The sequence below is a fragment of the Microbulbifer sp. ALW1 genome (assembly GCF_009903625.1).
Classification (GTDB): domain Bacteria; phylum Pseudomonadota; class Gammaproteobacteria; order Pseudomonadales; family Cellvibrionaceae; genus Microbulbifer.
This window is the reverse complement of the sequence record NZ_CP047569.1, coordinates 4,165,449-4,190,635: the sequence shown is the minus strand read 5'-3', so window position 1 is coordinate 4,190,635 and position 25,187 is coordinate 4,165,449. Positions and strand designations below refer to the sequence as shown.

General features: G+C 58.4%; 26 protein-coding genes. 9 read left to right on the top strand and 17 right to left on the bottom strand.

What is annotated here, in order from left to right:
* Nucleotides 1–174 precede the first annotated feature (174 nt).
* The 6 genes from GRX76_RS17325 to rsxA are packed head-to-tail and all read right to left on the bottom strand — an operon-like array spanning nucleotide 175 to nucleotide 6,023.
* Nucleotides 175–900, bottom strand: a complete 726-nt coding sequence (locus GRX76_RS17325; protein WP_160154447.1) for an electron transport complex subunit E — start codon at nucleotides 898–900, stop codon at nucleotides 175–177.
* Nucleotides 900–1,592: an electron transport complex subunit RsxG gene (gene rsxG / locus GRX76_RS17320; RefSeq protein WP_160154446.1), complete on the bottom strand. Its 693-nt coding sequence runs from the start codon at nucleotides 1,590–1,592 to the stop codon at nucleotides 900–902. Before rsxG ends, GRX76_RS17325 begins: the two co-directional genes overlap by 1 nt.
* Complete coding sequence (rsxD, locus tag GRX76_RS17315) at nucleotides 1,592–2,644, bottom strand: electron transport complex subunit RsxD (RefSeq protein ID WP_160154445.1); 1,053 nt, start codon at nucleotides 2,642–2,644, stop codon at nucleotides 1,592–1,594. Before rsxD ends, rsxG begins: the two co-directional genes overlap by 1 nt.
* A 22-nt stretch (nucleotides 2,645–2,666) precedes the next feature.
* Complete coding sequence (gene rsxC, locus GRX76_RS17310) at nucleotides 2,667–4,829, bottom strand: electron transport complex subunit RsxC (RefSeq protein WP_160154444.1); 2,163 nt, start codon at nucleotides 4,827–4,829, stop codon at nucleotides 2,667–2,669.
* Entirely contained in the window at nucleotides 4,826–5,434 is a 609-nt protein-coding gene (gene rsxB, locus GRX76_RS17305) for an electron transport complex subunit RsxB (RefSeq protein WP_160154443.1), read from the bottom strand. Before rsxB ends, rsxC begins: the two co-directional genes overlap by 4 nt.
* 13 nt (nucleotides 5,435–5,447) lie before the next feature.
* Nucleotides 5,448–6,023 (bottom strand): electron transport complex subunit RsxA, encoded by a 576-nt coding sequence (gene rsxA / locus GRX76_RS17300; RefSeq protein WP_160154442.1) that lies wholly within the window; start codon nucleotides 6,021–6,023, stop codon nucleotides 5,448–5,450.
* Between the two features lie 448 nt (nucleotides 6,024–6,471).
* On the opposite strand from rsxA, the gene GRX76_RS17295 reads away from it, so the two are divergent.
* Genes GRX76_RS17295 through yghU form a run of 3 tightly spaced genes read left to right on the top strand, consistent with a single transcriptional unit; the run spans nucleotide 6,472 to nucleotide 8,973 of the window.
* Nucleotides 6,472–7,524 (top strand): hypothetical protein, encoded by a 1,053-nt coding sequence (locus GRX76_RS17295; RefSeq protein WP_201276854.1) that lies wholly within the window; start codon nucleotides 6,472–6,474, stop codon nucleotides 7,522–7,524.
* 53 nt (nucleotides 7,525–7,577) lie between these two features.
* A complete protein-coding gene (locus tag GRX76_RS17290) occupies nucleotides 7,578–8,036 on the top strand; it encodes a GNAT family N-acetyltransferase (protein ID WP_160154441.1) in 459 nt (152 codons plus the stop codon).
* 58 nt (nucleotides 8,037–8,094) lie between these two features.
* Nucleotides 8,095–8,973 (top strand): glutathione-dependent disulfide-bond oxidoreductase, encoded by an 879-nt coding sequence (gene yghU, locus GRX76_RS17285; protein ID WP_160154440.1) that lies wholly within the window; start codon nucleotides 8,095–8,097, stop codon nucleotides 8,971–8,973.
* Nucleotides 8,974–9,002: 29 nt separating this feature from the next.
* Here the strand turns inward: yghU and GRX76_RS17280 are convergent, their stop codons facing one another.
* The 4 genes from GRX76_RS17280 to GRX76_RS17265 form a co-directional block, all read right to left on the bottom strand.
* Nucleotides 9,003–9,890 (bottom strand): NAD-dependent protein deacetylase, encoded by an 888-nt coding sequence (locus GRX76_RS17280; RefSeq protein WP_160154439.1) that lies wholly within the window; start codon nucleotides 9,888–9,890, stop codon nucleotides 9,003–9,005.
* Nucleotides 9,891–10,006: 116 nt separating this feature from the next.
* Entirely contained in the window at nucleotides 10,007–10,456 is a 450-nt protein-coding gene (gene cynS / locus GRX76_RS17275) for a cyanase (protein WP_160154438.1), read from the bottom strand.
* 33 nt (nucleotides 10,457–10,489) lie between these two features.
* Nucleotides 10,490–12,220, bottom strand: coding sequence for a bifunctional protein-serine/threonine kinase/phosphatase (locus GRX76_RS17270; RefSeq protein ID WP_160154437.1), 1,731 nt, complete (start codon nucleotides 12,218–12,220; stop codon nucleotides 10,490–10,492).
* A 40-nt stretch (nucleotides 12,221–12,260) separates the two neighbouring features.
* A complete protein-coding gene (locus GRX76_RS17265) occupies nucleotides 12,261–13,109 on the bottom strand; it encodes a formate/nitrite transporter family protein (RefSeq protein WP_160154436.1) in 849 nt (282 codons plus the stop codon).
* A gap of 484 nt (nucleotides 13,110–13,593) precedes the next feature.
* On the opposite strand from GRX76_RS17265, the gene GRX76_RS17260 reads away from it, so the two are divergent.
* A complete protein-coding gene (locus GRX76_RS17260) occupies nucleotides 13,594–14,934 on the top strand; it encodes a nitrate- and nitrite sensing domain-containing protein (RefSeq protein ID WP_160154435.1) in 1,341 nt (446 codons plus the stop codon).
* Between the two features lie 30 nt (nucleotides 14,935–14,964).
* On the opposite strand, the gene GRX76_RS17255 is transcribed toward GRX76_RS17260, so the two are convergent.
* From GRX76_RS17255 to metG, 5 genes are all read right to left on the bottom strand, one after another.
* Nucleotides 14,965–15,207 carry a hypothetical protein gene (locus GRX76_RS17255; RefSeq protein ID WP_160154434.1) on the bottom strand — a complete coding sequence of 81 codons (243 nt, stop codon included), beginning with the start codon at nucleotides 15,205–15,207 and terminating at the stop codon, nucleotides 14,965–14,967.
* Complete coding sequence (locus GRX76_RS17250) at nucleotides 15,176–15,670, bottom strand: hypothetical protein (RefSeq protein WP_160154433.1); 495 nt, start codon at nucleotides 15,668–15,670, stop codon at nucleotides 15,176–15,178. The genes GRX76_RS17255 and GRX76_RS17250 overlap by 32 nt, the downstream gene beginning before the upstream one ends.
* 103 nt (nucleotides 15,671–15,773) lie before the next feature.
* Entirely contained in the window at nucleotides 15,774–16,088 is a 315-nt protein-coding gene (locus GRX76_RS17245) for a DUF883 family protein (protein ID WP_160154432.1), read from the bottom strand.
* A gap of 148 nt (nucleotides 16,089–16,236) precedes the next feature.
* Complete coding sequence (locus tag GRX76_RS17240) at nucleotides 16,237–17,169, bottom strand: D-2-hydroxyacid dehydrogenase (RefSeq protein WP_160154431.1); 933 nt, start codon at nucleotides 17,167–17,169, stop codon at nucleotides 16,237–16,239.
* A gap of 192 nt (nucleotides 17,170–17,361) precedes the next feature.
* Nucleotides 17,362–19,401 carry a methionine--tRNA ligase gene (gene metG / locus GRX76_RS17235; RefSeq protein ID WP_160154430.1) on the bottom strand — a complete coding sequence of 680 codons (2,040 nt, stop codon included), beginning with the start codon at nucleotides 19,399–19,401 and terminating at the stop codon, nucleotides 17,362–17,364.
* Between the two features lie 249 nt (nucleotides 19,402–19,650).
* Here metG and apbC point away from each other — a divergent pair, with 249 nt between their 5' ends.
* The 3 genes from apbC (at nucleotide 19,651) to GRX76_RS17220 (ending at nucleotide 21,985) form a co-directional block, all read left to right on the top strand.
* Nucleotides 19,651–20,820: an iron-sulfur cluster carrier protein ApbC gene (gene apbC / locus GRX76_RS17230; RefSeq protein ID WP_236250448.1), complete on the top strand. Its 1,170-nt coding sequence runs from the start codon at nucleotides 19,651–19,653 to the stop codon at nucleotides 20,818–20,820.
* A 65-nt stretch (nucleotides 20,821–20,885) separates the two neighbouring features.
* Nucleotides 20,886–21,251 carry a hypothetical protein gene (locus GRX76_RS17225; protein ID WP_160154429.1) on the top strand — a complete coding sequence of 122 codons (366 nt, stop codon included), beginning with the start codon at nucleotides 20,886–20,888 and terminating at the stop codon, nucleotides 21,249–21,251.
* Between the two features lie 350 nt (nucleotides 21,252–21,601).
* A complete protein-coding gene (locus GRX76_RS17220) occupies nucleotides 21,602–21,985 on the top strand; it encodes a hypothetical protein (protein WP_160154428.1) in 384 nt (127 codons plus the stop codon).
* A gap of 62 nt (nucleotides 21,986–22,047) precedes the next feature.
* Here GRX76_RS17220 and GRX76_RS17215 read toward each other — a convergent pair whose 3' ends face one another.
* Nucleotides 22,048–23,034, bottom strand: a complete 987-nt coding sequence (locus GRX76_RS17215; protein ID WP_160154427.1) for a rhodanese-related sulfurtransferase — start codon at nucleotides 23,032–23,034, stop codon at nucleotides 22,048–22,050.
* 219 nt (nucleotides 23,035–23,253) lie between these two features.
* Here GRX76_RS17215 and GRX76_RS17210 point away from each other — a divergent pair, with 219 nt between their 5' ends.
* Nucleotides 23,254–23,523 (top strand): hypothetical protein, encoded by a 270-nt coding sequence (locus GRX76_RS17210; RefSeq protein WP_160154426.1) that lies wholly within the window; start codon nucleotides 23,254–23,256, stop codon nucleotides 23,521–23,523.
* A 299-nt stretch (nucleotides 23,524–23,822) separates the two neighbouring features.
* Nucleotides 23,823–24,440 carry a hypothetical protein gene (locus GRX76_RS17205; RefSeq protein WP_160154425.1) on the top strand — a complete coding sequence of 206 codons (618 nt, stop codon included), beginning with the start codon at nucleotides 23,823–23,825 and terminating at the stop codon, nucleotides 24,438–24,440.
* Nucleotides 24,441–24,582: 142 nt separating this feature from the next.
* On the opposite strand, the gene GRX76_RS17200 is transcribed toward GRX76_RS17205, so the two are convergent.
* Nucleotides 24,583–25,005, bottom strand: a complete 423-nt coding sequence (locus tag GRX76_RS17200; RefSeq protein WP_160154424.1) for a 3D domain-containing protein — start codon at nucleotides 25,003–25,005, stop codon at nucleotides 24,583–24,585.
* Nucleotides 25,006–25,187: the final 182 nt, after the last annotated feature.

Below are 25,187 nucleotides of genomic sequence, written 5' to 3'. Positions count from 1 at the left end.
ATTTGATCGTGAGTCGCATAAATTGGCCTGAAAGCAACGGCCAATTGGTCATGGCGCAGATGTAAAAAGCCGACACAGGGTCGGCTTTAAAAGTTGAATAAATTATTCCTGGTGACACGCTAATAATTCAACACGCTGAGAATGCATTGTGCCAATTATTGCGGGTTGGCACCGTCACTGAATTTTCCCAGTCGTCCTTACCCTTTTACTGCCACTGACAATGTTCACACTGGCCATACGGCGGCGTTCAATACTGGCATCGATGGCGTTTTTCGCGGCGATGAGAAGGCCGGCGACGAGAAAGGCCCCGGGTGGTAGAACTGCAACCAGGAAGCCGCTGTAATCCTGCCCCAGCACCGGCAGTGTCCAGTTGGCTGCCACCGGGCCGAGCAGCAGGTCCATATCACTGAACAGGGTGCCGCGGCCGATAATTTCCCGCACTGCGCCAATCACAATCAGTACTGCACTGAACCCCGCGCCCATCATCAGTCCATCCAGCAGTGAAGGCAGTACCGGATTTTTACTGGCAAAGGCATCGGCGCGGCCCAGAATCGCGCAGTTGGTGACGATCAGCGGAATAAAAATCCCCAGCACCAGATAGAGCTCGTAAGTGAAGGCTTTCATCAGCAGCTCGGCACAGGTCACAAAGGTGGCGATGATCATCACCGAGGCGGGCAGGCGCACGGTTTCCGGCATCTGGTGGCGCACCAGGGACACGGCGAGGTTGGAGCAAGCAAGTACTGCGGTGGTGGCGAGGCCGAGGCCAATGGCGTTGACCACCGAACCGGTAACGGCCAGCAGGGGGCAGAGCCCCAGCAGCTGCACCAGCGCCGGGTTGTTTTTCCACAGGCCATTGTGGGTGATTTCCCGGTAGTCGGGTGTGGGGCGCGGAGTGGCCATCAGTTATTCTCCGTTTCTGCTGGCTGCGGCGGTGGGGATTGCTCAACTTCCACCGCGCGCTTGGATACTGGTGCGCTGAAGATCTGCTGGTGGTGCTCGGCCACAAAGTCGAGCACCTTGCGCACCTGGTTCACCACCGCGCGCGGAGTGATGGTGGCACCGGTGAACTGGTCGAAGGCGCCACCGTCTTTCTGTACCTTCCACTGATCCCGCGCGGGGTCCTGTAGCGACTTGCCGTTAAACGACAGTACCCAGTCGCTCTTTTTGACTTCCACCTTGTCGCCGAGCCCGGGGGTTTCCGCATGGTTGGTGACCCGCACGCCGGCCACAGTGCCATCGCGGTTCACGCCCACCAGAATGCGGATGGGACCGGAGTAGCCATCCGGCGCTACGGCGGGAATGATCACCGCATTGATGGTGCCGTCCGTTTCCCGCGCCAGATTGATATTGGCTTCCTGTTTCAGCCCCAGCAGCGCCCAATACTGTCTGGGAATGGGGTAGGTATCTACCAGCAGATCGTTGCTGTGGCGGTCGATGGGGATGATCTCCAGCAGCGCCCTGGCGGAGGCCTCGCGAATGGCGTGCTCAATGGGCTCCCTGGTGGTGATCTGGGTGACCGCGAGGGTGCCCGCGGTGACCAGGGCAAACAGGGCGAGAATGGCGGCGTTACTACCGATGGAGCGCTTCAGCATCACTGTTCCTCCAGATCGGTGGCCTTGCGCGCGGCCTTGTGGCCGTAGGTGCGGGGCAGGGTGTAATTGTCGATAAAGGGGGCGGCGAAGTTCATCAGTAGTACCGCAAAGGCCACCGCATCCGGGTAGGCGCCCCAGGCGCGAATCACGAATACCAGTAGGCCGACGCCGGCGCCGAATATCAGCCGGCCCTTGTTGCTAGTACAGCCGCTCACCGGGTCGGTGACGATAAAGAAAGCACCCAGCATGGTGGCACCGGAGAAGAGGTGCAGCAGGGGTGAGCCTTCACTCAGGGAGCTGCCGCCGTCGTAGAAGACCACCGAAAGTGCGGCCAGGGTGACGAGCATGGCCGCAGGTGCGTGCCAGGTAATCAGGCGGCGGAACAGCAGGAAGAGGCCGCCCAGCAGGAAGCCGACATTGGCCATCTCCCAGCCCACGCCGGCAATAGCGCCTTTGCTGAACATCGGCTCCATCTCGTAGAGCTGGGACAGGATGGTGGACTGGTTGTGGCGCACAATTTCCAGCGGGGTGGCGCGGGTAAAGCCGTCCACATTCATACCGCCGAACATCAGCGACAGGGTTTCATCCAGCCCCGGTGTACCCTGGATCAGCTCCGCCGGCGCCACCCAACGGGTCATCTCTACCGGGAAGCTGATCAGCAGTACCACGTAACCCACCATGGCGGGGTTGAAGGGGTTGTAGCCCATGCCGCCGTAGAGCTGTTTGGCCAGGACGATCGCGGTAAAGGCGCCCACTACCGGCAGCCACCAGGCGCAGTAGGGGGGCAGGGCGATGCCCAGTAGCAACGCGGTGACCAGGGCGCTGTAATCCTTCAGGTAAAAGCCCACCGGGCGCTTGCGCAGTTTCATCACCGCCGCCTCGGAGGCCAGCGCGGTGATCACACAGAGTGCAATATTGAACAGCACACCCACCCCGAAGTAGACCACCAGCGCCAGTACGCCCGGGATGGTCGCCGCGGCCACCTGCAGCATCACTCTGGATGTGCTCTGGCCGGAGTGGGCGTGGGGGGAAGTGATTCGCATCAGGGACATGGTGATTCTCTAGTTTTCCCGGTCAGGCCTGGCGCTGTTTGTCCGCCAGTTTTTCCTGCAGTTTCGTCAGCGCGGTTTCGAAGGCCGCGCTATTGGGGTCGTCTTCACTACGTGCTTTTTCCAGTCGCGCCTGGGCTTTTTCCACCCGTTTTTTCAGCGCTTCAATCTCGGAGGCCAACTTTTCTTCCGGACTCTGGCTGGCGCGGGCGGCCGCCGCGGCCTTGGCCCGGGCAATGGCATCGCCCGCGGCAGACGAAGAAGCGCCGGCCACGGTGAGTTTGTCGTCGGTGACGCTGGGTGACTCGGTTTCTGCCTCTGCCTGTGATTGCTCTGCAGGTTGGGGGGCACTGGCGGCCAGCTTTTCGGCTTCTGCCAGTTTGTCGCGGGCTTCCTGCAGTTTCAGCTCGGCAGTTTTGAGCTGGGCTTCGAGCTGGGCCTTCTGTGCTTCGTCCGCCTCGGCGACCTTGCCCTGCATACGCTGAACCCGGTGTTCGGCACTGGTGAGGGTGCGTTGGGCGCGGGCCAGTTGCTGCTCCGGGGAGGCCTGCTTCGCCTTTACCCGGGCGAGGGCCGCGGCCACCACATCCGATTCCTGCTTGGCGGCTTTCGCTTCCGGGCTATCGGCATTCTGTTCCCGTTGCTTACGGGCTTCCTCTGCGGCCTTCTTGCGTGCCAGCCGTTTGGCTTCTTTTTCCTGCTCTGCTTTTTCCAGGCGCAGCTTGCGGTATTCGAAGCGCTCGCGGGCGCGGTCTGCCTTTTCTTTTTCCAGGCGCGCCTCACGGATATCGCCCTTGGCAGCGCGGTAATACTGCACCAGGGGAATACTCGATGGGCACACGTAGGAGCAGGCGCCGCACTCGATACAGTCGAACAGGTTGTAGGCCTGGAGTTTTTCCCGGTCTTCTGCCCGCGCATACCAGTACAGCTGCTGCGGCAGCAGGCTGGCGGGACAGGCTTCCGCACAGAGGCCGCAGCGGATACAGGCCTGGGCCGGCGGCGGTGGCGGCAGCTCTTTATTGGTGGGCGCGAGAATACAGTTGGTAGTTTTCACCACCGGCGCGTTTTCGTCCTCGATGGTGTAGCCCATCATAGGGCCACCGATGACGATACGCTGCAGTTGTTTTCGGTCCAGTCCGTGGTTTTCCAGAATGTGGCGGATAGGGGTCCCCAGTGGCACCTCGATATTGCGCTGCCGCTCGAGGGACTCGCCCACCACCGTGGTGACGCGGCTGATCAGCGGCTCACCGAGTGCTACCGCCCGATACACAGCGCGCGCAGTACCCACGTTCTGGCACACGATGCCAACATGGGCTGGCAGCCCCTCGTTGGGTACCTCGCGCCCGGTGAGGATTTCGATCAGCTGTTTTTCGCCACCGGAGGGGTATTTGGTAGGGAAAACGACCACGTGGAAGCGGGTGCCTTCGGCCGCCTTTTTCATCGCCTGGATGGCTTTCGGTTTGTTGTCTTCAATACCGATCAGTACCCGTTCTGGCTGATCCAGCAGGTGTGCGAGTATTTCCACACCCTTGACGATTTCTTCTGCGCGCTCGCGCATCAGCATATCGTCCGCGGTGATATAGGGTTCGCACTCGGTGCCGTTGATGATCAGGGTATCGATCTCTGCACCGCCGCGGGGGTTCAGTTTGACCGCGGTGGGAAAGCCTGCGCCGCCCATGCCGGCGATACCGCAGTCGCGGATTTGCTCCAGCACGTCATCGATATCGCGCTCGGCGTAGTTTTCCAGCGGATTGAGCGCACACCATTCATCGCGGCCGTCGGTGCGGATCTGGATACAATCTGCCACCATCCCCGAGGGGTGCGGCACCGCCATAGGCTCGATGGCGACGATTTTGCCGGAGGAAGGCGCGTGCACCGGGCAGCTCACCGGGCCGTCGGCCTCGGCAATTTTCTGGCCCTTCAATACCAGGTCGCCGAGCTTCACCAGTGGAATGGCGGTGGCGCCGATGTGCTGGTTCAGCGGTACGATCAAATCTTCCGCCAGGGGAATAGTGCCGATGGCTTCACCGGTACTCTGGTGTTTGTTCTCGGGCGGGTGAATACCGCCGTGGAAGTCGCTGATCTTCAGCTCCCGGGACAGGTCCCGTGCTTTTTCACTGGCGATCAGGTGGGCTTCGCGGGCAGCGCGGCGCTCGCTGGCGCTCTGGCGTTCATCTACCTGGCTCATGCTGCACTCCGGTCACTGGGGTGCAGATCGGGGCGGTCGCTGGCGATCAATTGAATTCCGTCTTTGGGTTTATGCGGGTGCCACTGTTGCAGTTGTGTTTCCAGCGGCACCATATCGATACAGTCCACCGGGCAGGGCTCCACACACAGGTCACAGCCGGTGCACTCGTCGACGATGACCGTGTGCATCTGTTTGGCGGCGCCGACAATGGCGTCTACGGGGCACGCCTGAATGCACTTGGTGCAGCCGATACATTCCGCTTCACGGATAAACGCGACTTTCTTGACGTCTTCCACGCCGTGCTCGGCATCCAGTGGCGTGGCTTCCACGTCCAGCAGGTTGGCCAGCTCGTTGATGGTGGCCTGGCCCCCCGGAGGGCACTTGTTGATGGCCTCGCCATTGGCTATGGCTTCAGCATAGGGGCGACACCCGGGGTGGCCACACTGGCCGCACTGGGTCTGTGGCAGCAGGGCGTCGATCTGGTCGACAATCGGGTCACCCTCCACCTTGAAGCGCACCGCGGCAAAACCCAGCAGGGCGCCAAATGCCAGTGCCATACCGCCGAGAATCAGCAGGGGCGTGGATACTTCAGACAGCCATTCCATCGTCGCCGACTCCTTATACCAGCCCGCTGAAGCCCATAAAGGCCAGGGACATCAAGCCCGCGGTCATCATGCCGATGGCCGCCCCCTTGAATGGCTTGGGTACATCCGCCACCGCCAGTCGTTCGCGCATCGCGGAGAACAGAATCAGTACCAGAGAAAAACCTACCGCAGCGCCAAAACCGTAAAGCGTGGACTGCACGAAATTGTTTGCCTTCAGGGTGTTCTGCAGCGCCACACCGAGCACCGCACAGTTGGTAGTAATAAGAGGCAGGAAGACACCGAGTACCCGGTAGAGCAGCGGGCTGGTTTTCTCGATAAACATCCGCGCAAACTGCACCACCACCGCAATCACCAGAATGAAGGAAATGGTGCGCAGGTACTCCATGCCAAAGGGCTCGAGTAAGTAGGTGTTCACCAGGTAGGAGCAGATGGCTGCCAGCGTCAGCACAAAGGTGGTAGCGCCGGCCATACCGATGGCGGTTTCCAGCTTGTTGGAAACCCCCATAAACGGGCAGAGGCCGAGAAACTGTACCAGCACATAGTTGTTCACCAGAATGGTGGAGAGCAGGATGACGGTGAATTCGGTCATAGTGATTCCGTTCGGGCCACCGCATTGGCCCCGGGTACTGAGTTGGCGTAGTACAAAATTTGGGCACCTGTTAAACAAGACTAGCAAGTTGCCCGTTTGCGGGCACTTGCCTGCAGTTGGCGACAGGCGGCGCATTGATTGAAATTGGGGCGGTATTATGGGGGAGGGGCAGGGGGGCTTCAACAACGGTCGGTAGCAGTACACCCTTCAGGTCCAGGCGCGGCAGGTGCGCTGATGGCGTAAGTGTCTACTTACGAGGGCTATTTCACGAAAAGGTACTTCGGCTGAGCGAGCATTACTCCTGAGGCGCTGCTCCCGGCGGCCCGGAAAATGGGGTCGCGCAAAGATGATCCAGTGGACCCACCCGCGGCGTACTATCAGCGACTAATCTGCATGTGAAATTCTGCATGATAAATATTGTCAGGCGATGGCAAATACCGGGGGTAGTATGGCACTCAACAACGGGCTAAATAGCCATAAGCGTTATCGCTTTCGGTTGACTTGGGGCCTGCTGGGGTGTTTTGCGCTGTTACTGCTGTCGATTGTTTTTGGTCCCTACAGCGCGCACATCCAGTTCCTGCCCGACGAATCCAAAAGCTGGTACTACTGGCAGTTGCCCGAGTCCTCTACCTGGGCTCTGGTTACTGCCTGGGGTGGCTATGCGGCGCATCAGCTGTTTCACTGGTGGATCATTTTCCGGGCGCGGCAACTGCGCGACCACCAGGGGATGGGCTACACCGATGGCCTGCATCCCATCAACGTACTGGCACTAGTCGGCAATATCTTTTTCATCGGATTGCACATAGTGCAGAGCAAGCTTTTCTATGACGGTCTGGCGCAGACTGTGCCGGTATGGTCATCACAGTTTGCGGTCATTTTCCTGCTGGTCATCGTCCTGATTATGGAAAACCCTCGCCGGGGCCTGTTCTTTGGCAAGCGGGTTCCGATCAAGCACACGGTGGTGACCTGTCTAAAACGCTATCACGGTTATTACTTTTCCTGGGCGATTCTCTACACCTTCTGGTACCACCCGATCGAGTTGACCCTGGGGCACCTGCTCGGCTTTTTTTACCTGTTTGCATTGCTGTTGCAGGGCAGCCTGATGTTCACCCGCAGTCACCGCAATCGCTACTGGACCTTTTTCCTGGAAAGCTTTGTCCTGATTCACGGTGTGGTGGTCGCTTACCTGTCACCGTCACAGGGCTGGTCTGCTGTTGCCATGTTCTTTACCGGCTTTCTGGGGATGCTGGTTATAACCCAGATCCATGGCCTGGGGTTGTCGCGGAGAGTAGTTGCAAGCATCATCGCCGGGTATCTGTTGACTCTACTGGGGTTGATCGGCAGTGGTGTGATGAGCTGGCAACTGCCACTGCGGATTCCCCTCGGGGAATACGGTCTGGTCCTGATCGTCAGCCTGCTGTTATGGTGCGTCCTGGCCCTAATCGCACGGTGGCGGGGTGCTCAATTCGATGCGACGAATACACGAATAAATAGAATTTGATCCAGGCGATTGGTGAGTTGTTGACACTGGGTAAATGCTCATTAGGAAGTACTATGTTGAACATTCATGTTGACGATTTGAGCGGTAATGAAATCGCCGCATTCCTGCAGGCGCATATTGATGATATGCGCGCCACATCTCCGCCGGAAAGTGTGCATGCGCTGGATCTGGATGGCCTGCGCCAGCCGGACGTCACCTTCTGGTCTGCCTATCTCGATGGCGCCCTGGTGGGCTGCGGTGCTCTAAAGGAACTGGGCCCGGACCACGGCGAAATCAAATCCATGCGCACCGGTGCCGAGGCGCGAGGAAAGGGAATTGCCACTGCGGTGCTGCAGCATATCCTCGGAGAAGCGCGCAAGCGCGGCTACACCCGCCTGAGCCTGGAAACCGGTTCCATGGATTTTTTCAAACCGGCCCACCGGCTGTACTCTCGCCACGGATTTGAACTGTGTGCGCCTTTCGCAGACTACAGGGAGGACCCAAACAGTCTGTTTATGCGCATTGCGCTTTAACCTGAAACGATCGCCGAAAGAACTGGCCACAATTCATTAAATGACCCGGAGTAGATCAATGTCCGACAGCAGCTACACACCACCGAAAGTCTGGAAATGGGACAGTGAAAGCGGGGGCCAGTTTGCCAATATCAACAGACCCATCGCCGGCCCGACCCACGACAAGGAACTGCCCGTGGGCAAGCACCCGATGCAGCTCTACTCTCTGGCGACCCCCAACGGCGTCAAAGCCTCGATTATGCTGGAAGAGCTTCTGGCGCTCGGGCATGCGGGTGCCGAGTACGATGCCCACCTGGTCCGCATTACCGAAGGTGACCAGTTCAGCAGTGGCTTTGTGGATATCAATCCCAACTCCAAAATTCCCGCGTTGGTGGATCACAGCACCACGCCGCCCATTCGCGTGTTCGAATCCGGTTCCATCCTGTTGTACCTGGCGGAAAAATTCGGCGCCTTCCTGCCCCATACCCCGGAGCAGCGCACCGAGACGTTGAACTGGCTTTTCTGGCAAATGGGCTCGGCACCTTTCCTGGGGGGTGGCTTCGGGCATTTTTATGCCTATGCCCCGGAAAAATACGAGTACCCCATTAACCGTTACGCGATGGAAGTAAAGCGCCAGCTGGACGTGCTGGATCGACAACTGGCAGTCCACCCGTTTATTGCGGGCAGGGAATACACCATCGCCGATATGGCCATCTGGCCCTGGTATGGCGCGGTGGTGAATAACGACGCTTATGACGCGGCGGAGTTTCTGGATGCGGCCAGCTACAAGAACGTGAATCGTTGGGTTAAGGAAATTGGCGATCGCCCTGCAGTACAACTTGGCAAGATGGTGAACCGGACCTGGGGCGAGCCGTCACAGCAATTGCACGAGCGGCATGACGCCAGTGATTTTGAGTTGCGTACGCAGGACAAGATTGGCGATGCAGCGGGCGAATAAACGTTTTCTCCGCTAATTAATTTGGGGCCCTAGAGCGATTTCAGTAATTGCTCCAGGGTCTCCCCAATCCCCGCACTCAATTTCAAATCCAGCAAATCATCGGCCCGGGTACGCCCGAGATTCAGCGCTGCAATCGGTTTGCCCCACTCCTTCGCATAGCGACAGAAGCGAAACCCCGAATACACCATCAGTGACGAGCCCACCACCAACAGTCCATCACTCTGCTGCAGCGCATCCAATGCCGACTGCACCCGGGTCTTCGGCACATTGTCCCCAAAAAACACCACGTCCGGTTTCAGAATGCCGCGACAGTCCGGGCAATCCGCCACCTGAAAACCGCTGAAATCCACCTCCAGGTCGGCATCCCCGTCCGGCGCTGTGTCTGCGGTGTAATGTCGAAACGCCGGATTGAGATCGTAGCTGCGGTCGTGCACCGTCTGCCGGTTGGCGCGGTAATCACATTCCATACAGCGAATTTCATCCGCGCGCCCGTGCAGGTCGACCACTTGCTGGCTGCCTGCCCGCTGGTGCAAGCGGTCCACATTCTGTGTCACCAGCAATTGCACATGCCCACGGCGCTCCAGTTCCGCCAGGTGAAAGTGCGCCGGGTTCGGTGCCGAATTGCGGATCACCGGCCAGCCGATCAGTGCCCGCCCCCAGTAGCGCTGGCGCGTGGCTGCGCTCGCCATAAAATCCCGGTGATCCACTGGCGGTTTGCGTTTCCACTCACCTTTGTGGTCGCGGTAGTCGGGAATACCGGAATCGGTGCTCACCCCGGCGCCGGTCAATACCATCAGGCGCGGGTAGCGGTGAATAAAATCCACCAGCTGCGCGGCGGCCAGCTCGGCAGAAGTGCCGGGTGGCGCAACGGTGTTGTCCGTGCTGGATTCAGAAGAGGAAATGGTGCTCAGGCTCATGGTACGGGTCTCGGGTCTGGACCGGTATTGTAGCGAGTCTGGCAGGGAAAGGTTGCATCGGCATGACGCTGGCGACAGGGCCGCCGCCAGCGTGAATCAGGAGAAAACGGGGGCAGTTAATACATTTTGTAAGGCAGGAACTTGCCCGACATCACCATATTCACCCGGTCACCCTTGGGATCTTCTTCCCGCTGAATATCCATGGAAAAGTCGATGGCGCTCATGATGCCATCGCCGAATTCCTCGTGGATCAGTTCCTTGATGGTGGTGCCGTACACATTCACCAGTTCGTAGAGGCGGTAGATCAGCGGGTCGCTGGGCACAGCGGTGGGCAGTGAGCCTTTGTAGGGCGCGATCTGCAACCAGGCCACCGCCTCGTCGCTGAGATCAAACAGTTCGCCAACCACGGCGGCCTGCTCTTTGCTCAACGTCATCTGCCCCAGGCAGGCGGCAGTGGTCCACTCCTTGGACTGGCCGATGGCATCGGCCACTTGCGCCCACTTCAGGTCCTTACGAACCTTGGCGACGAGAATCATGTCGGTGACTTGCTGACGGTTACTGATCATGGGGTTTCTCCTTGAAAGAGTACTTTTCGGGGTTCACTGGGTGTTGGATATCAGGTTTAACAGATAAAAAATTACCAGCAGCAGAATGCCGCTGACTGTTTGCCAAAAGCGCACCGGGTAACGCTCGATCAGCGGCGGCCGGTTTGCGCTCTGGTATTGCGGGTTTGGGTGGCGCAGTTCATAGACGAACTCTGAAAGCGCCTCATGGCGGTGCAGGGGATTGGGTTGCAGTGCTTTTTTCAGGGGGGCATCAATCCATGCGGGAATTTCCCGGAATTCGCTCAACACGCTGCGATAGCGCAATTTGTGCTGTGCTGACACGGTTGTGCAGCGCGCTACCCCGGTGCCATAGGGAAAGGCACCGGAAAGCAGGTGGTAGGTGAGTACCGCGAGTGAAAACAGGTCCGAGCGCGGTGTGCCCATATCCCCGAGAAAATACTCCGGTGCCGAGTAGATAGCGGTGCCGAGAATCAGCTGTCCATTTTCCGCTGCGGTTTCCGCGATGCCCGCGACCCGGGCAGAGCCGAGATCGATCAGCGTGACGGTGCCGGCGCGGCTGATCATGATATTTTCCGGACGCAGGTCCTGATGCAGAATTTCCGCACGGTGTAACGCCTGCAGTCCCCTGGCGAGCTGCTCGACAATACCGCGTACCTTTTCCAGGCTAGGCTGTGGGTTGTCGATCATCCACTGGCGCAATGTCTGGCCCTCGACCACTTCCATGGCGATATACAGATAGTTGCGTGGGCGGTGGGTGGTGGCAGCGCGAATAACGTGCGCACTGTTGACGCGCCGGGCGACCCACTCCTCCATAAGCAATCGCTCCAGATGGCCCGGATCATCGGCAATATCCACCGAGGGCGCCTTGAGAATAACCCGGGTCTTGCTCGCGGTATCGGTGGCCAGGTACACGTGGCTGCGACTGCTTGCGTGTATCTCGCGCTCGATGGTGTAGCCATCAAAATGTTCGCCGGCTTTCAGCAGCGGTGGAATGGGCAGGCAGCCAGCTTGCTCGATGAGCGCGGGCACCTCTTCCGGAACTGCGGTGACCCTGACCAGTTGCACCGTAAGGTTGTCGCTACTGCCATTGGCCAGTGCGGCTGCGATCAGGGTTTTGGCACTGGTGTCGAGGCAGGCCGACGGGTTGTCCAGGTGTTGGATCAGGGCCCGTTGCGAAAGGGACTCGTGCACGCCGTCGGTGGTAAAAATAAACAGGTCGTCGGGTTCCAGAGTGAGCCTGCGGTAATCCAGTTCCAGGTGTTGTGTTACACCCAGCGCGCGGCTCAGGTAACTGTTGTGTTCACCCAGCCACTGGCGGTGGTCGTGAGTGAGTTGTTCCAGTGAACCGCGGCGCAAGCGATAGATGCGCGAGTCGCCGAGGTGAAATAAATGGGCTTCGGTGCCTTTGAATACCGCGGCACTGAAGGTGCAGACGTAGCCCTTGTCTTTATCAAAACGAAAGGGGCTCTGCTGGGTCTGGCCATAGAGCCAGGCATTGGTGGCCTTGAGCACCTGCTCGGCGGCGTTCTGTACACTCCAGCCGTCGGAGGTGCAGTAGTAATCGTCGAGAAAACTTTTGATCGCCGTTTCACTGGCAATGGCACTGACACTACTCGAACTGATACCGTCGGCAATCGCAACCGCCGCACCTTTCATGCCCAGTAGTGGCTCTGGTGGCAGGTAGGCACCACAGTGGTCTTGGTTTTCCGCTTTAAGGCCGGCACTGCTGTGCTGGCCGACATCCAGTAAAAGAGAATTGTTCATAAAAAATAAGCCCCGCGAGCAGCGGGGCTTTGCGTGACCATCAGGCCAGAGCTTCTTTACCCGTTGCGCTGCTCTTTGCAGTCAACTGGCGCTTGGGTGCGGTTTTGTAGTGGGTGGTGAAGAGTGTCAGGCCGGTAAAGGCGAGACCGCCGACCAGGTTACCCAGAGCTGTGGGGATTTCGTTCCAGATCAGGTAATCCATCACCGAGAAATCACCGCCCATCATGATGGCCGTGGGGAACAGGAACATATTCACCACCGAGTGCTCGAAGGCCATAAAGAAGAACAGCATGATTGGCATCCACATGGCGATGACTTTACCGCTCACATTGGTGGAGATCATTGCACCCACCACGCCCATGGATACCATCCAGTTACACAGCATTCCGCGCAGGAAAATGGTAAACCAGCCGGCGGCACCGTATTCCGCGTATCCCAGGGTGCGAGCCTCGCCTACGGAAGCGAGCTTGGCGCCGACGGCACCGGGTTCCGTGTTAAAACCCATGGTGAACACGAACGCCATCATCACTGCAACAGTCAGCGCACCGCCAAAGTTGCCCACAAACACCAGCCCCCAGTTGCGCAATATACCGCCCCAGGTGACGCCTGGGCGTCTGTCGAGCCACGCCAGCGGCGCGAGTACAAATACCCCGGTCAGCAGGTCGAAGCCCATCAGGTACAACATACAGAACCCCACCGGGAACAAGATGGAACCGACGAGGTGGGAGCCGGTGGCTACCGCCACAGTTACCGCAAAAACGGCGGCCAACGCGAGAATGGCACCGGCCATATAGGCGCGAACGAGGGTGTCGCGGGTGGACATGTAAATCTTCGATTCCCCCGCATCGACCATTTTGGTCACAAATTCTGATGGAGCGAGATAAGCCATGGTGATCACCTTTTTGGAAGTTGTTGGATCGGGAATCCACCTGTGCGGGATTCGCAATAAACCGAAAGTTGCGGGTCACTGAGAATTCCGAGGCACAAAAAAAGCGCCCACACAGACCGGTCGTTGCCGGAACGTGATGGACGCCTTTATCCAGTGTATTTGGTTGTAGCGGGCTTTCGCCCAGAAAGAGCTGCGCAATTCGCTGCGCAATATCTTTACACCAGAGATAAAAGCAATCTCGGTGCCAACTTTTCAATTCGGTGTGAATCGCGTGAAAAACAGGGGACCGGCGCAGGAATATTGAGGAAGCTGGCGCTCTCTCCCGTTAATTGTGCACTATTTTGGTGCTGTGGAGTCCGCGGTGCGCAAGAAAGTTCTCACGCCGAGCTCACCCCGGCTATGCCGAACCAAACGTGTTGCGCTGGGCTGGAATGTTTATTGCTGAATCAAGGTTACCCATTCTGGTTTAGCCGGGAGCCCCGATATGCCCAAGCACAGTGAAGATGCTGAACAGTTTCTGTTGGCCGCAAAGCGCGCAGAGATTCAGGCGCTGCAACGGCTTAGCGGAAGTTGTGAGCTGGTGACTACCGTATCCGACCTGGTGCACCAGCTACAGCGGGAGCGGGGCATCAGTAATATCTACCTGGTTTCCGCAGGTTTCAGATTCAGTGCCCTGCGTGACACCCAGGTTGAATGCTGTGGCCAAAGCGAGGTCGCCTTCCGCCGCTTGCTGCACGATCGCTATTTACAGGCAGACCGATGCCACAATCCCCAGGATATGCGCTTACTGAACAGCATTGCCTACTCACTGCACGGCCTGGATGAATTGGTGGAATTGCGCCGGCATATTGATGCCTTTGAAGTCAGCGCCCTGGAATCCACCGATGCCTTTTGCCGGCTGATCGCCGGCCTGTTGTCGGTGGTGTTCGAGGCCGCCGATGTGGCTGATGACCCGCAGGTAACGCGGTTGCTGGTCGCCCTGTTCAATTTTATGCAGGCCAAAGAATTTGCCGGACAGGAGCGCGCCTGGGGCGCGATTGGCTTTACCGGCAGCCAGTTTGACGAAAGCCTGCACCACCGTCTTTCTCACTTGCAGGCCTGCCAGCTGCGCAGCCTGGAACTGTTTTCCGAGTATGCCGGGGAAACCGAGCTGGCGTGCTGGCAGACCATCGAGGAGAGCCCGGAGACACGGGATTTACAGCGCCTGCGCCTGGTCATCGCCGGCCTGAAAGACGGCGAGCCGATTGCGGCGGATATCAGTGAAGTCTGGTATCAACTGGCCACTGCGCGTATTGATTCCATGCATCGGTTGGAGGACTCCATGGCCGCGCGTTTGCTCAAGGTGAGCCGCAAACGGGTTGCCGATGCGCAGTCGGAACTGGGGCATCACTATACGCAGTTACAGCAGATGAAATCCGCCGACTGGAGCCGTCTACCGGCGCTGGCGGTGTTGTTTGATCCCCAGGTGCCGGGGCTTTATGGCAGTGATTCCACGGCCGGAGTGCCGCCCTTGCACGGCCAGAACCTGGCGCATTCGCTCTACGGGCTGATTCGTTCCCAGGTCGCGCATATTCACCGCGTCAGTGAAGAACTGGAGGAAACCCGCCGCGCACTCACCGAGCGGAAACTGGTAGAGCGCGCCAAGGGCGTACTGATGCGCAGCCTGCGATTGAGCGAGCAGGATGCTTATCGCACCATGCAGCAGCGGGCGATGGAAATGAATCTGAAGCTGGTGGATGTTGCGGCGAAAATTATTCAGGTTGGGGATCGGCTTGGCGAAGACCCCAGAAGCCATAGCAGCGTTGCGGACAAAGCAGCTTGCTGACAATTCAGTAGGACAGTTTAAAAGGCCCTCTCAAAAGGCCCTCAAGGTGAGATACCAGTTGAGCAACGTTCGCGGTGCCGGCGTATTGTAGAAACGCTGTAATACAAACCCCGCGGCAAACGCCAATCCCATGACCAGAGGCAGGGGGACGCGCTGTGCCTGCACCAGCGTTTGGGCCCGCTGTTGTTCCAACAGTTGCAGGGCGCAGCGGCGCTGATGTTCCAGCGCCCGGCGGCGGCTTTCAATCTGCCGGTTTAAAGAGCGCAGTGACATCGTTAAGCGCCTCTCTGGCCTGTTTGCGGGATTCGTCGAAGCCGAGCATTTTTTTGAGGCTGTTCATCGACAGCAGGATGCCTACAACAATCAGACATTGCGACAGCAGAAAAATACCGAAGCCGATATACACCGACTGGAAAAAGTAATAGCCCAGTAATCCCAGCCCCGCACACAGGCTCACGATCAGCGCCACGGCCAGGAAAAACAGGAACAGTAGGAGTACGACTATCCGCTTGCCCGCACTGAGCGTGCGCTGAAACTCCAAGTGTACCAGGCTGGTAAAGTTTTCTGCCCAGGCGGAGGCGAGGGTCATGGTCGCCTCGGCGCGATCCATCAGTGCGTTCAGTTCGGAAGCCAGTGGCGGTGGTGGCGTTTCTGTCGCATAACCGGGACCCGCGCCATCGGCGTGATCCCGGCCGTCCGTGTCGTCGGGTTTTCTCGATCGATCAGAACCGGGCATCAATCATTCCTCTTGGCATAGCCGTTACTGTTCTTCTCCAGCGGGATGTCCTTGTGAATACCCGGGAAACCGAACGGTGTCGATACAGGCTACTTGATACTGGCTACTTGAGGATTTTTGCAATCAACCAACCGGCGGCGAAGGCACAACCGACACTGACCAGCGGGTGCGCCTTGATGGAACTTTCCGCCCGCTCGGCGACGTCGTGGGCCCGTTGCTTGCCCTTTTCCATGGTGTTGCGGGTGCTGGCTTTTACATGGTCTGCGGTCTCGCGGGCGCTGGCTTTAACGTGGTCTGCGGTCTCGCGGGCGCGAGTCTTCATGTGTTCAGCGGTATCGTGTGCTGCTTCACCGGCCAGGTTGTAGGCCTGGTGCAGTTTCTCTCGGCCGGAATTATGGGGGGCTTTTGCGGTTGCCATGAGGCTCTCCTTCAACAACAGTCAAGGTGAACCAGTATCCTAGGGTGCGAGGGGTCTTGTGGGCAGGGAGAGAGGTGGGGATGGTGAAATTGGTCTCACAAGCCCGTGGCCTTATAACCAAAGGGCATCGTTAAGCTCCAATTACCCTTCAGACACTGCGCCAATCAACAATGTTGCTGACTACGCCGTCAAGCAGGCGCTGGCGGCTCTCGCGGCTGATCCAGGCATTGTGTGGTGTGATGATCAGGTTGGGGATATCGTCCGCGAGCAACGGGTGATCCGCCGGTGGTGGTTCCACACTGAGTACATCCAGCGCAGCGCCGCCAATCTCGCCTTGTTTCAGCGCTTCCAGCAGTGCCTGTTCATCCACCAGGCCGCCGCGGGCGGTGTTGATCAGGAAGGCCGTTTTTTTCATGGCCCCGAGAAAGTCCGCATTTACCAGCTGGTCGGTCTGCTCGGTGAGTGGGCAGTGCAGGCTGATGACATCGGACTCTGCGAGTAACTCCGCAAGCGATACCCGCCCGGATTTCTTCTCCCCGGTAAACGATTCCGCGATCAGAACATTCATGCCCAGGGCTTCACCCAGCTGCGCGACTTTCTGTCCCAGATCGCCGTAGCCGATGATGCCGAGATTTTTCCCCGCCAGTTCCACAACCGGGTAATCGAGTCGACAGAAAATCGGCGATTGGTTCCAGCGGCCCTGTTGCACATCGCCGGCATACTGGTGCCAGCGGGTGGCGAGGGCGAGCATCAGGGCGAGGGTATGCTGGGCGAGGGAGCTGCCGGTATAGCCGGCGACATTTTTTACCGGAATGCTTTTTTCAGCGGCGGCTTCGAGGTCGATGTTGTTGGTGCCGGTGGCACAAACGCAGATCAGTTTGAGGTTGGGGGCGTTTTCGATCAGCGCGCGGTTGAGCACCACTTTGTTGCTGATCACCACGTCCGCATTGGCAATACGCTCTGCGGTTTGCTCCGGTAACGTGGTTTCGAAATATTCCCAGTGGTCGAGAGAGCCTTCCAGCACTGAGGTGTCCAGCTCTTCCAGTTTCATGGTGAGGGTGTCCAGGAATACGCCGTGCATACAGTCCCCTTTGGAATCAGTTTCTCAGTGGTGCTATTAACCTAGCTCAGTGGCGGTGCCGCTACCGGGTGCAGCCTTGTAAGACACGCCGTAAACCCATCCCTGGGGGCTCTTCCGCGAGGTCCCTCTCGCGGAAGGTCTTACAAGGCTGCACCCGGTATCGGCACCTTCGCATCGGATTTCAGTGGTAATTTACATCACTCGCATACCAGGCTGCGCACCGGCGTGGGGTTCCAGAATCCACAGGTCTTTGCCACCGGGGCCGGCGGCCAGCACCATGCCTTCGCTGACACCGAAGCGCATTTTGCGCGGGGCCAGGTTGGCGACCATCACGGTGTGTTTGCCGATCAGGTCTTCCGGGCTGTAGGCGCTCTTGATACCGGCAAACACGTTGCGGGTTTCGCCGCCCAGGTCCAGGGTCAGGCGCAGCAGTTTGCCCGCACCTTCCACGTGCTCTGCGTTGGCAATCAGGGCAATACGAAGATCTACCTTGGCGAAGTCGTCGAACTGGATCTGCTCTGCCAGCGGGTCGTCAGCCAGTGGACCGGTGACGGTTTTGGCTTCTGCCTGCAATTGCGCGAGAGATTCCTTGGCCGCTTCCTGCATGGCATCTACCTGTTCTTTTTCCACGCGCTGCATCAACGGTTTGAATTTGTTGATGGTGTGGCCAGCCAGCGGGGTAACGGCGCTGTTCCAGTCCAGTGCCACGCCGAGGAATTCTTCGGCTTTTTTGGCGGTGTCCGGCAGTACCGGGGCCAGCCAGGTCATCAGTGCACGGAACATGTTGACGCCCTGGGAGCAGATCGCCAGCACTTCGTCTTCCTTGCCTTCTTCTTTCGCCAGGGACCAGGGCGCCTTGTCGGCGATCCAGGCGTTGGCGGCGTCGGCCAGGGCCATGATTTCACGGGTGGCGCGGCTGTATTCGCGCGCTTCAAAGTATTCGGTAATACGCGGCGCGGCTTCTACAAACTGGTTCCACAGGCTCTCGTCGGCAAGTTCTGCGGACAGGGCACCACCGGTCTTGCTGACAAACTTGGCTGTGCGCGAAGCGATGTTCACGACCTTGCCCACCAGGTCGGAATTCACCTTGGCGATGAAGTCGTCCAGGTTCAGGTCCAGGTCGTCGACACCGGCGGTCAGTTTGGCCGCAAAGTAGTAGCGCAGATATTCCGGGTTCAGGTGATCCAGATAGTTACGTGCATTGATGAAGGTGCCGCGGGACTTGGACATCTTTTTGCCATTGACGGTCAGGAATCCGTGCACGCACACCTTGTTAGGGGTGCGGAAGTCGGCGGAGTCGAGCATGGCCGGCCAGAACAGCGCATGGAAGTTGACGATGTCCTTGCCGATGAAGTGATACACCTCGGCACTGCTGTCTTTTTTCCAGTACTCCAGCCAGTCCAGGTTGTTCTGGTCGCAGTAGTTTTTCAGGCTGGCCATGTAGCCGATGGGGGCGTCCAGCCAGACGTAGAAATATTTGCCCGGGGCATCGGGGATTTCAAAACCGAAGTAGGGCGCATCGCGGGAGATATCCCACTCCTGCAGACCTTCGTCCAGCCACTCGGACAGCTTGTTCGCCACTTCACTCTGCAGGGTGCCGGAACGGGTCCACTGCTTCAGGAAGTCGGTGAACGCCGGCAGGGTAAAGAAGAAGTGCTCGGACTCTTTCTCGATGGGGGTGGCACCGGAGATGGCGGAAATCGGGTTGATCAGTTCGGTGGGGCTGTAAGTGGCACCACAGGCTTCACAGTTATCGCCGTACTGGTCTTCGGTTTTACATTTCGGGCAGGTGCCCTTGATGTAGCGGTCTGCCAGAAACAGCTCTTTCTCCGGGTCAAACGCCTGGGTAATGGTGCGTGAGGCAATGTGGCCATTCTCGCGCAGGCGCTTGTAGATCATCGACGACAGTTCGCGGTTCTCTTCCGAGTGGGTGGAGTGGTAGTTATCCACACCGATCAGGAAGTCGTTGAAATCCCGCTCGTGCTCCGCCTGCATATTGGCGATGTGCTGTTCCGGGGTCAGTCCCAGCTGCTCGGCCTTCAACATGATGGCGGTGCCATGGGCGTCGTCGGCGCACATGTACAGGCACTGGTTGCCGCGGGCGCGCTGGAAGCGGGCCCAGATATCGGTCTGGATGTACTCGAGAATATGGCCCAGGTGCAGGGAGCCGTTGGCGTAAGGCAGGGCACTGGTGACGAGGATGTTTCTGGGCTGATGGTCGGTGTGAGACATCTTGAATTCCAAAGGCTGCGAGACTGATATTGAGACGGACATTGAGACTGACGTTAGTGGCGGCACCGGGGCGGGAGCGCTACAGGGCTCCGGGACTGGCGGCTGCCGCGGGGCATGGCCCGAAAAGAGCGCGGAATATAGCAGAAATGGGGCCTGCAAGGCACCTGCAGCGGGAAAGGCTAGGCTTGTCTTGGCCGCGGACCTTCCCCACAATGCCGGCCGAATTTGAGTGCCAGCGAGGATCGCAGAGTGACCGACCATCATCATGACCACGAACATGACCACGAAGACATCCCGGAAGAGGTCCAGATCCAGCTGGAGCGGGTCGCGGAGCTCATCGGTGCCCTGGAGGACCCGGCAACCGGCTTGCCGCTGGATCAGCTGGAGGCAGATATTGAGGTGGGCTATGAGGACGGCACCGTCTACACCGGCGTAACCTTGGGTTATCCCTGTGCCAGCCAGCAGGAAGCCTGGGCACAGCGTATCCGCGCCGTCTGTGAACCGGCGCTCGCAGCGGGTGCACTGGCCGGCGCAAGCATTCAGACTGATCTGTTTTTCGAAATTCCGCGTACAGACATGGGTGAGGTGCCCGAGTCACTGAAGGCGGTGAAAAATATCATCGCGGTTGCCTCCGGCAAGGGCGGTGTGGGCAAGTCCACCACTGCGGTGAACCTGGCCCTGGCCCTGGCGGCCGAAGGCGCCTCGGTAGGCCTGTTGGATGCGGATATCTATGGCCCCAGCCTGCCGACCATGCTGGGTACTGAGGGACTGCGTCCAGAAGTAAAAGGCGGCAAATTCTTTGTGCCGGTTCCGGCGCAGGGTATCAGCACCATGTCGTTGGGCTACCTTCTTACGGAAGATACGCCAGCGGTATGGCGCGGCCCCATGGCCAGCGGTGCCCTGAACCAGATGCTCACCCAGACCCTGTGGGGCGAGGGCGCTGAGGGTGAAGAGCTGGATTACCTGGTGGTGGATATGCCCCCGGGCACTGGCGATATACAACTGACACTGTCCCAGAAAGTGGCGCTGTCGGGGGCGGTGATCGTTACTACGCCCCAGGATCTGGCACTGGTGGATGCCATTAAAGGGGTGGAAATGTTCCGCAAGGTATCGGTGCCGGTACTGGGTATTGTCGAGAATATGGCCCTGCATACCTGCTCCAACTGCGGCCACCAGGAGCCGATTTTCGGCACCGGTGGTGGTGACAAAATGGCGGCGGACTACCACACCTGTCTGCTGGGCCGTTTGCCGCTGGCCATGTCCATTCGCCAGCAGGTGGATAGCGGAGCGCCGTCTGTTGTTGCGGAACCGAACGGTGAAGTGGCGGCTCTGTATAAAGAGGTCGCGCGCAAAGTGGCGGCGCAAGTCTGGTTGGGCTCGGGCGACGAGGGATCAATGCCAGAGATTGCGCAGGATTAGATGTAAAGTTGGGCTGGTTGTGAATATGCAGAGTGTCACGCCAGCCCGGTTCAGGAGATATTGCCTTGAGCTTTCAAATTCGCTTTCTACCCGACACCAGAATTGTATCTGTGGTGTTTTTTGGTCCGGTGGATCTCGAACAAAAGCTGGCATCTGCAGGGCAGGTGGGCGAGAAGTACGGGCACCTGCACCCGCTGCGGGTGCTGGTTGATGTACGCCAGGCCGAAATAAAACTGACCCTGGAAGAGCGCAAACAATTCGGCCGCTTTGTCGCGGAGCATACCGGTACCAGCCACGGCCGCGTCGCGGTACTGCACTCTCTTGAACACAACCCCAATCACACCATCGACCAGGCGGCTCTGGCGGCCGGCCTGACGCTTGCGGAATTTCTTACCGAGCGCGCAGCCGAAGAGTGGTTGCTCTCTCACTGAGAGGTCTCCGGTCCGCCGCTCTCTGTGCGCCAACCTCAACCCCCATGGTTTTTTCACGCTAACGCCCTTCGTTCCCCCGCCTGTCAAAGCTTCTCCCGTCATTTTTCTCTTTAGTCCGACAATATTGGTACGCGTGAACCAAAATTGGTTTGAAAAGTGCTTACTGATTGGTTGGGCTAACAGTGTGACCGTGTTTGCGCTTTTGAGTCACAAGCCCTGCTGCCACATGGGGTTTTTGACTGCTTGGTCTAGAATGTGCACGCACAGCGGAAATGGCAAGTTTGCCACTTCTGGCCTGTGTCCCTCAGGGAAGTGTCGGCGGTACGGATTGCATTGGGGTAATTGCGGTAATGAGTTTTCAGATCCGATATGACAATCAGAGTCGGGTAGTCACCATGCTCCTGTACGGAGAGGCTACCTACGAAAACCGGATGGAAGCGGTGCGCCAGCTGGTGGCGAAATACGGCCATTTCAAACCCTTGCGGGTACTTGCGGATGTGCGCCGGGTCACCAAGATGTCCATGACACTCGAAGAGCAGCAGCGCTATGGTGCCTATATCGGTCAGCTGCCGGCCCTGCAGGGGGCCCGCATTGCCATGTTAAACCGGGCACAGCTCAACACCACCGCGGTTATGCGCAACCATGCGAGGGTCGGGGGACTGGAGTTGTTTTCTTTTCTGACGGAAGCGGCTGCCATGAGCTGGTTGACCAGCTCTGCCGAAGTGCCCACCTGAGCAGGCACTTCATACATCCCATGCGTCCATAAAAACCAGGAACTAGAAACCAGGAACCAGTGTCAGGAGCGCTGTGCCTGCTCTGCCTGTTGTCGACGCAGCGCCTGTTTGTGCTGGCGGCGGGCCTGGGTAGTGGCCTTGGCATCCTGCCCCAGGTGGTTCTCACCGCGGGTCTTGGCCAGTTGAATCTGCTTTTCCCGCTCGCGGAAGCGCGCCTTGTCCGCCTCGGAAACCGAATCGTGGCAATGGGGGCAACTGACGCCCTGCTCAAACAGTTCCGATTGCATCTCCTCATCGGTCACCGGCATGCGGCAGGCGTTGCACTGCTGGTAGCTGCCGCGCTCCAGATCGTGGTTGACGGTAACCCGGTCGTCAAACACAAAGCACTCGCCTTTCCAGAGGGTGTCTTCCTTGGGCACTTCTTCCAGATATTTCAGGATACCGCCCTGCAGGTGGTAGACCTCGTCGAATCCCTGTTCTTTCAGGTAGGCGGTGGACTTTTCACAGCGGATACCGCCGGTGCAGAACATGGCCACTTTTTTGTGCTGCTGCGGGTCCAGGTGGTCTTTCACATACTGGGGAAATTCGCGGAAGGTGGTGGTGTTGGGGTTTACCGCGTGCTCGAAGGTGCCCACCTGCACTTCGTAGTCATTGCGGGTGTCGATCAGCAGTACCTCCGGGTCTGAAATCAGGGCGTTCCAGTCCTGAGGTTTGACGTAGGTACCCACGGTGTGGCGCGGGTCGATACCCTCGACGCCCATGGTGACGATTTCCCGCTTCAGTTTCACCTTGCTGCGCAGGAAGGGCATTTCCCCGGTGAAGGATTCCTTGTAATCCAGCGTTGCCAGGCGCGGATCGGATTTCAGGTAGGTGAGCAGGGCGTCGATGCCCGCGCGGCTGCCGGCGACAGTGCCGTTAATACCCTCGCGGGCCAGCAGTAGGGTGCCGCGTACCTCGTTATCGAGGAGCACTTTGAGCAGCGGTTCACGGAGGGATTCAAAGTTTTCGAGCGCGACGAATTTGTACAGCGCACAGACGACGATGTTCATGCTGAGGTCCTTATGCAGGCCGGAACGTAAATCCGGGGCAATGGGAGAAACGGGTTTTTAAGGTGATTCGAAAAAATCGCCGCGCATTCTAACGAAATTTCCCCACGCTGTCGTACACTTTTTCGACAGTGAAGGACAGGCCTTGACCGATGATTCACAAGTTGTCAGATTGGCCGCCAACATTCCCCCCAGCCCCACGGATACCAGCGAGGTTCTCCCATGGCCGATGACGACTTCACTCCCAAAGACTCCCCTCTCAGCCGCAGCTACGGCGATGGCAATCACACCGTCAGTATCGACATCTATGAAGATGGCGAGGGCGGCTGGCTGCTGGAAATTGTGGATGAGAACAACAACACCACGGTGTGGGAAGACGCCTTTGACACCGACGAAGAAGCGTTACAGGAGGCGCTGGATGCCCTGAAGGAAGAGGGCGTGGGGGCATTTATCGGGCCGGTGGAGGCAAGCGGCAGCTGGGAGGCGCCGTGACCACATGACCACAGGGTGCGCGGGCGTCTAGTTTCGCGCGCCACCTGCCGCAAGAGCGATTGCAAATAATAACCGCCGGCCCCTGCAGGTTTTTCATGGCCTGCTAAGGTTATACATAGAAGGGAATCGCGACAGTGTAACAGCACTACCCAATCGTGGCGCCGCCATCGGGCATCAAGGAAGTTTGCCCTGGCGGCGCCGACTGTTACCGCGGTCTGCAGATGTATTAAGTGTGGTTGCTCTGCATGAAAAAATTCCTTCCCCTCCTGGCTGTCCCCTTATTCTGTTTTTCTACAGTAATGCCTGCCTTTTCCGGCATTGAGCTGAAGCTCTCGGATAACCGTACCATCAACGTTGACCTGGCAGAGGCGCGGCTGATATCGGAGCTGAAAGGCTACGCGATTATCGCCGGCAGAACCTGTGTGGACTGCGATGAAAATACCGCAATTTTCCTGGAGAAAATTGACGGCGACCAGCTCGCGTCACAACCCCGCGATACCGAGCGCGAGGAGCCTCCAGAACCCCAGGAGTTTGCTGCGTTGGATGAGCTTGGCCACGACAGCCGGTCCGACGACCGGGCCCGGGATCGCGCCCAGGCGGACACCGATGGCGTGGTGGATGTGGATCTCTCGGGAGAAAGGTTCAGTTATCCCGGGCAATACCGGGATTACCTCACCAAGGAACTGGTGGAAAAAACCCGTATGTTTTACGGCCACTGCCACGAGAATTCTCCGGCACTGCTGTGGTTGACGGAGTACCGCACCGAGAAAGGCTGGGTGAAAGAAGAGTACCTGCTGGTGTTTCGCGACGAGGGCGTGGAACACCGCTACAACCAGTCGCGCCAGCCGAGTATCTATTACATCAAGAATGAACGCTGCCGCGAGTTGCCCGGTATCTCGGTGACGACGGAACCCTGACCACTAACCTCAGAGTCGAGTAGATTCGGAACGGCCAAATAGACAAAACCCCGCAATTGCGGGGTTTTGTATGTGAAAGTCGTGCTTGGCAAAGCCCTGTGAACTTTCGCTGGGTCGGTCGGCGCTCACTGGCGCAGCCGACTTACTTCTTGTGGTCCCAGATGATTTTCAGCTTCTTTTTACCCCAGCTACGTGCTTTCTTGATGTCTTCTTCCATCCACACGTCGATGCGGTTTTTGTAGCGCTTGTTCATCCGGTCGCGCACGGTATAGGTACCCGGCAGACCTTCAATACGGACCTTGGCACCGTTGGTCAGGCCGTGTTTCTCAAGGTCGCGGGAAACCGCGATGATTTTGTCACCCGGGCGCAGACGGTTGTTCCAGGCTGCTGTCCAGGGGTCGTCATCGGTCTGGCCTTCAATGGAGTTGTAGGCGGTCGCGGTGACGGTCATAGACTTCTTTTTGTCGGCAGGGTCCTTCTTGATTGCGGCAAAGGCATCGCCACCGGCCAGCGCCGCAAGGGAAGCTACAAGTACGATTACATACTGTTTAAGACTCTGTCGCATATTTAATTACCTCCGAAAGCTTTTTGGTCACAGACTCTAAATGTCTGCCCGGCCTCCAAGTTGATTTCGTCATATGTGATCAATGTTTGATCAGGAAGGGCCATATTAAAGATCGCGGGGGAGGAATCAATCATTCCGCTGACAGCGGCAGACGTCCGTACAGGGTATTCATTTGCTTTTGT

Excerpts from the sequence above, each read along its gene's own strand:
- GRX76_RS17325 (WP_160154447.1), bottom strand. The coding sequence starts at position 900 with ATGGCCACTCCGCGCCCCACACCCGACTACCGGGAAATCACCCACAAT.
- rsxG (WP_160154446.1), bottom strand. The coding sequence starts at position 1,592 with ATGCTGAAGCGCTCCATCGGTAGTAACGCCGCCATTCTCGCCCTGTTT.
- rsxD (WP_160154445.1), bottom strand. The coding sequence starts at position 2,644 with ATGTCCCTGATGCGAATCACTTCCCCCCACGCCCACTCCGGCCAGAGC.
- rsxC (WP_160154444.1), bottom strand. The coding sequence starts at position 4,829 with ATGAGCCAGGTAGATGAACGCCAGAGCGCCAGCGAGCGCCGCGCTGCC.
- rsxB (WP_160154443.1), bottom strand. The coding sequence starts at position 5,434 with ATGGAATGGCTGTCTGAAGTATCCACGCCCCTGCTGATTCTCGGCGGT.
- rsxA (WP_160154442.1), bottom strand. The coding sequence starts at position 6,023 with ATGACCGAATTCACCGTCATCCTGCTCTCCACCATTCTGGTGAACAAC.
- GRX76_RS17295 (WP_201276854.1), top strand. The coding sequence starts at position 6,472 with ATGGCACTCAACAACGGGCTAAATAGCCATAAGCGTTATCGCTTTCGG.
- GRX76_RS17290 (WP_160154441.1), top strand. The coding sequence starts at position 7,578 with ATGTTGAACATTCATGTTGACGATTTGAGCGGTAATGAAATCGCCGCA.
- yghU (WP_160154440.1), top strand. The coding sequence starts at position 8,095 with ATGTCCGACAGCAGCTACACACCACCGAAAGTCTGGAAATGGGACAGT.
- GRX76_RS17280 (WP_160154439.1), bottom strand. The coding sequence starts at position 9,890 with ATGAGCCTGAGCACCATTTCCTCTTCTGAATCCAGCACGGACAACACC.
- cynS (WP_160154438.1), bottom strand. The coding sequence starts at position 10,456 with ATGATCAGTAACCGTCAGCAAGTCACCGACATGATTCTCGTCGCCAAG.
- GRX76_RS17270 (WP_160154437.1), bottom strand. The coding sequence starts at position 12,220 with ATGAACAATTCTCTTTTACTGGATGTCGGCCAGCACAGCAGTGCCGGC.
- GRX76_RS17265 (WP_160154436.1), bottom strand. The coding sequence starts at position 13,109 with ATGGCTTATCTCGCTCCATCAGAATTTGTGACCAAAATGGTCGATGCG.
- GRX76_RS17260 (WP_160154435.1), top strand. The coding sequence starts at position 13,594 with ATGCCCAAGCACAGTGAAGATGCTGAACAGTTTCTGTTGGCCGCAAAG.
- GRX76_RS17255 (WP_160154434.1), bottom strand. The coding sequence starts at position 15,207 with ATGTCACTGCGCTCTTTAAACCGGCAGATTGAAAGCCGCCGCCGGGCG.
- GRX76_RS17250 (WP_160154433.1), bottom strand. The coding sequence starts at position 15,670 with ATGCCCGGTTCTGATCGATCGAGAAAACCCGACGACACGGACGGCCGG.
- GRX76_RS17245 (WP_160154432.1), bottom strand. The coding sequence starts at position 16,088 with ATGGCAACCGCAAAAGCCCCCCATAATTCCGGCCGAGAGAAACTGCAC.
- GRX76_RS17240 (WP_160154431.1), bottom strand. The coding sequence starts at position 17,169 with ATGCACGGCGTATTCCTGGACACCCTCACCATGAAACTGGAAGAGCTG.
- metG (WP_160154430.1), bottom strand. The coding sequence starts at position 19,401 with ATGTCTCACACCGACCATCAGCCCAGAAACATCCTCGTCACCAGTGCC.
- GRX76_RS17220 (WP_160154428.1), top strand. The coding sequence starts at position 21,602 with ATGAGTTTTCAGATCCGATATGACAATCAGAGTCGGGTAGTCACCATG.
- GRX76_RS17215 (WP_160154427.1), bottom strand. The coding sequence starts at position 23,034 with ATGAACATCGTCGTCTGTGCGCTGTACAAATTCGTCGCGCTCGAAAAC.
- GRX76_RS17210 (WP_160154426.1), top strand. The coding sequence starts at position 23,254 with ATGGCCGATGACGACTTCACTCCCAAAGACTCCCCTCTCAGCCGCAGC.
- GRX76_RS17205 (WP_160154425.1), top strand. The coding sequence starts at position 23,823 with ATGCCTGCCTTTTCCGGCATTGAGCTGAAGCTCTCGGATAACCGTACC.
- GRX76_RS17200 (WP_160154424.1), bottom strand. The coding sequence starts at position 25,005 with ATGCGACAGAGTCTTAAACAGTATGTAATCGTACTTGTAGCTTCCCTT.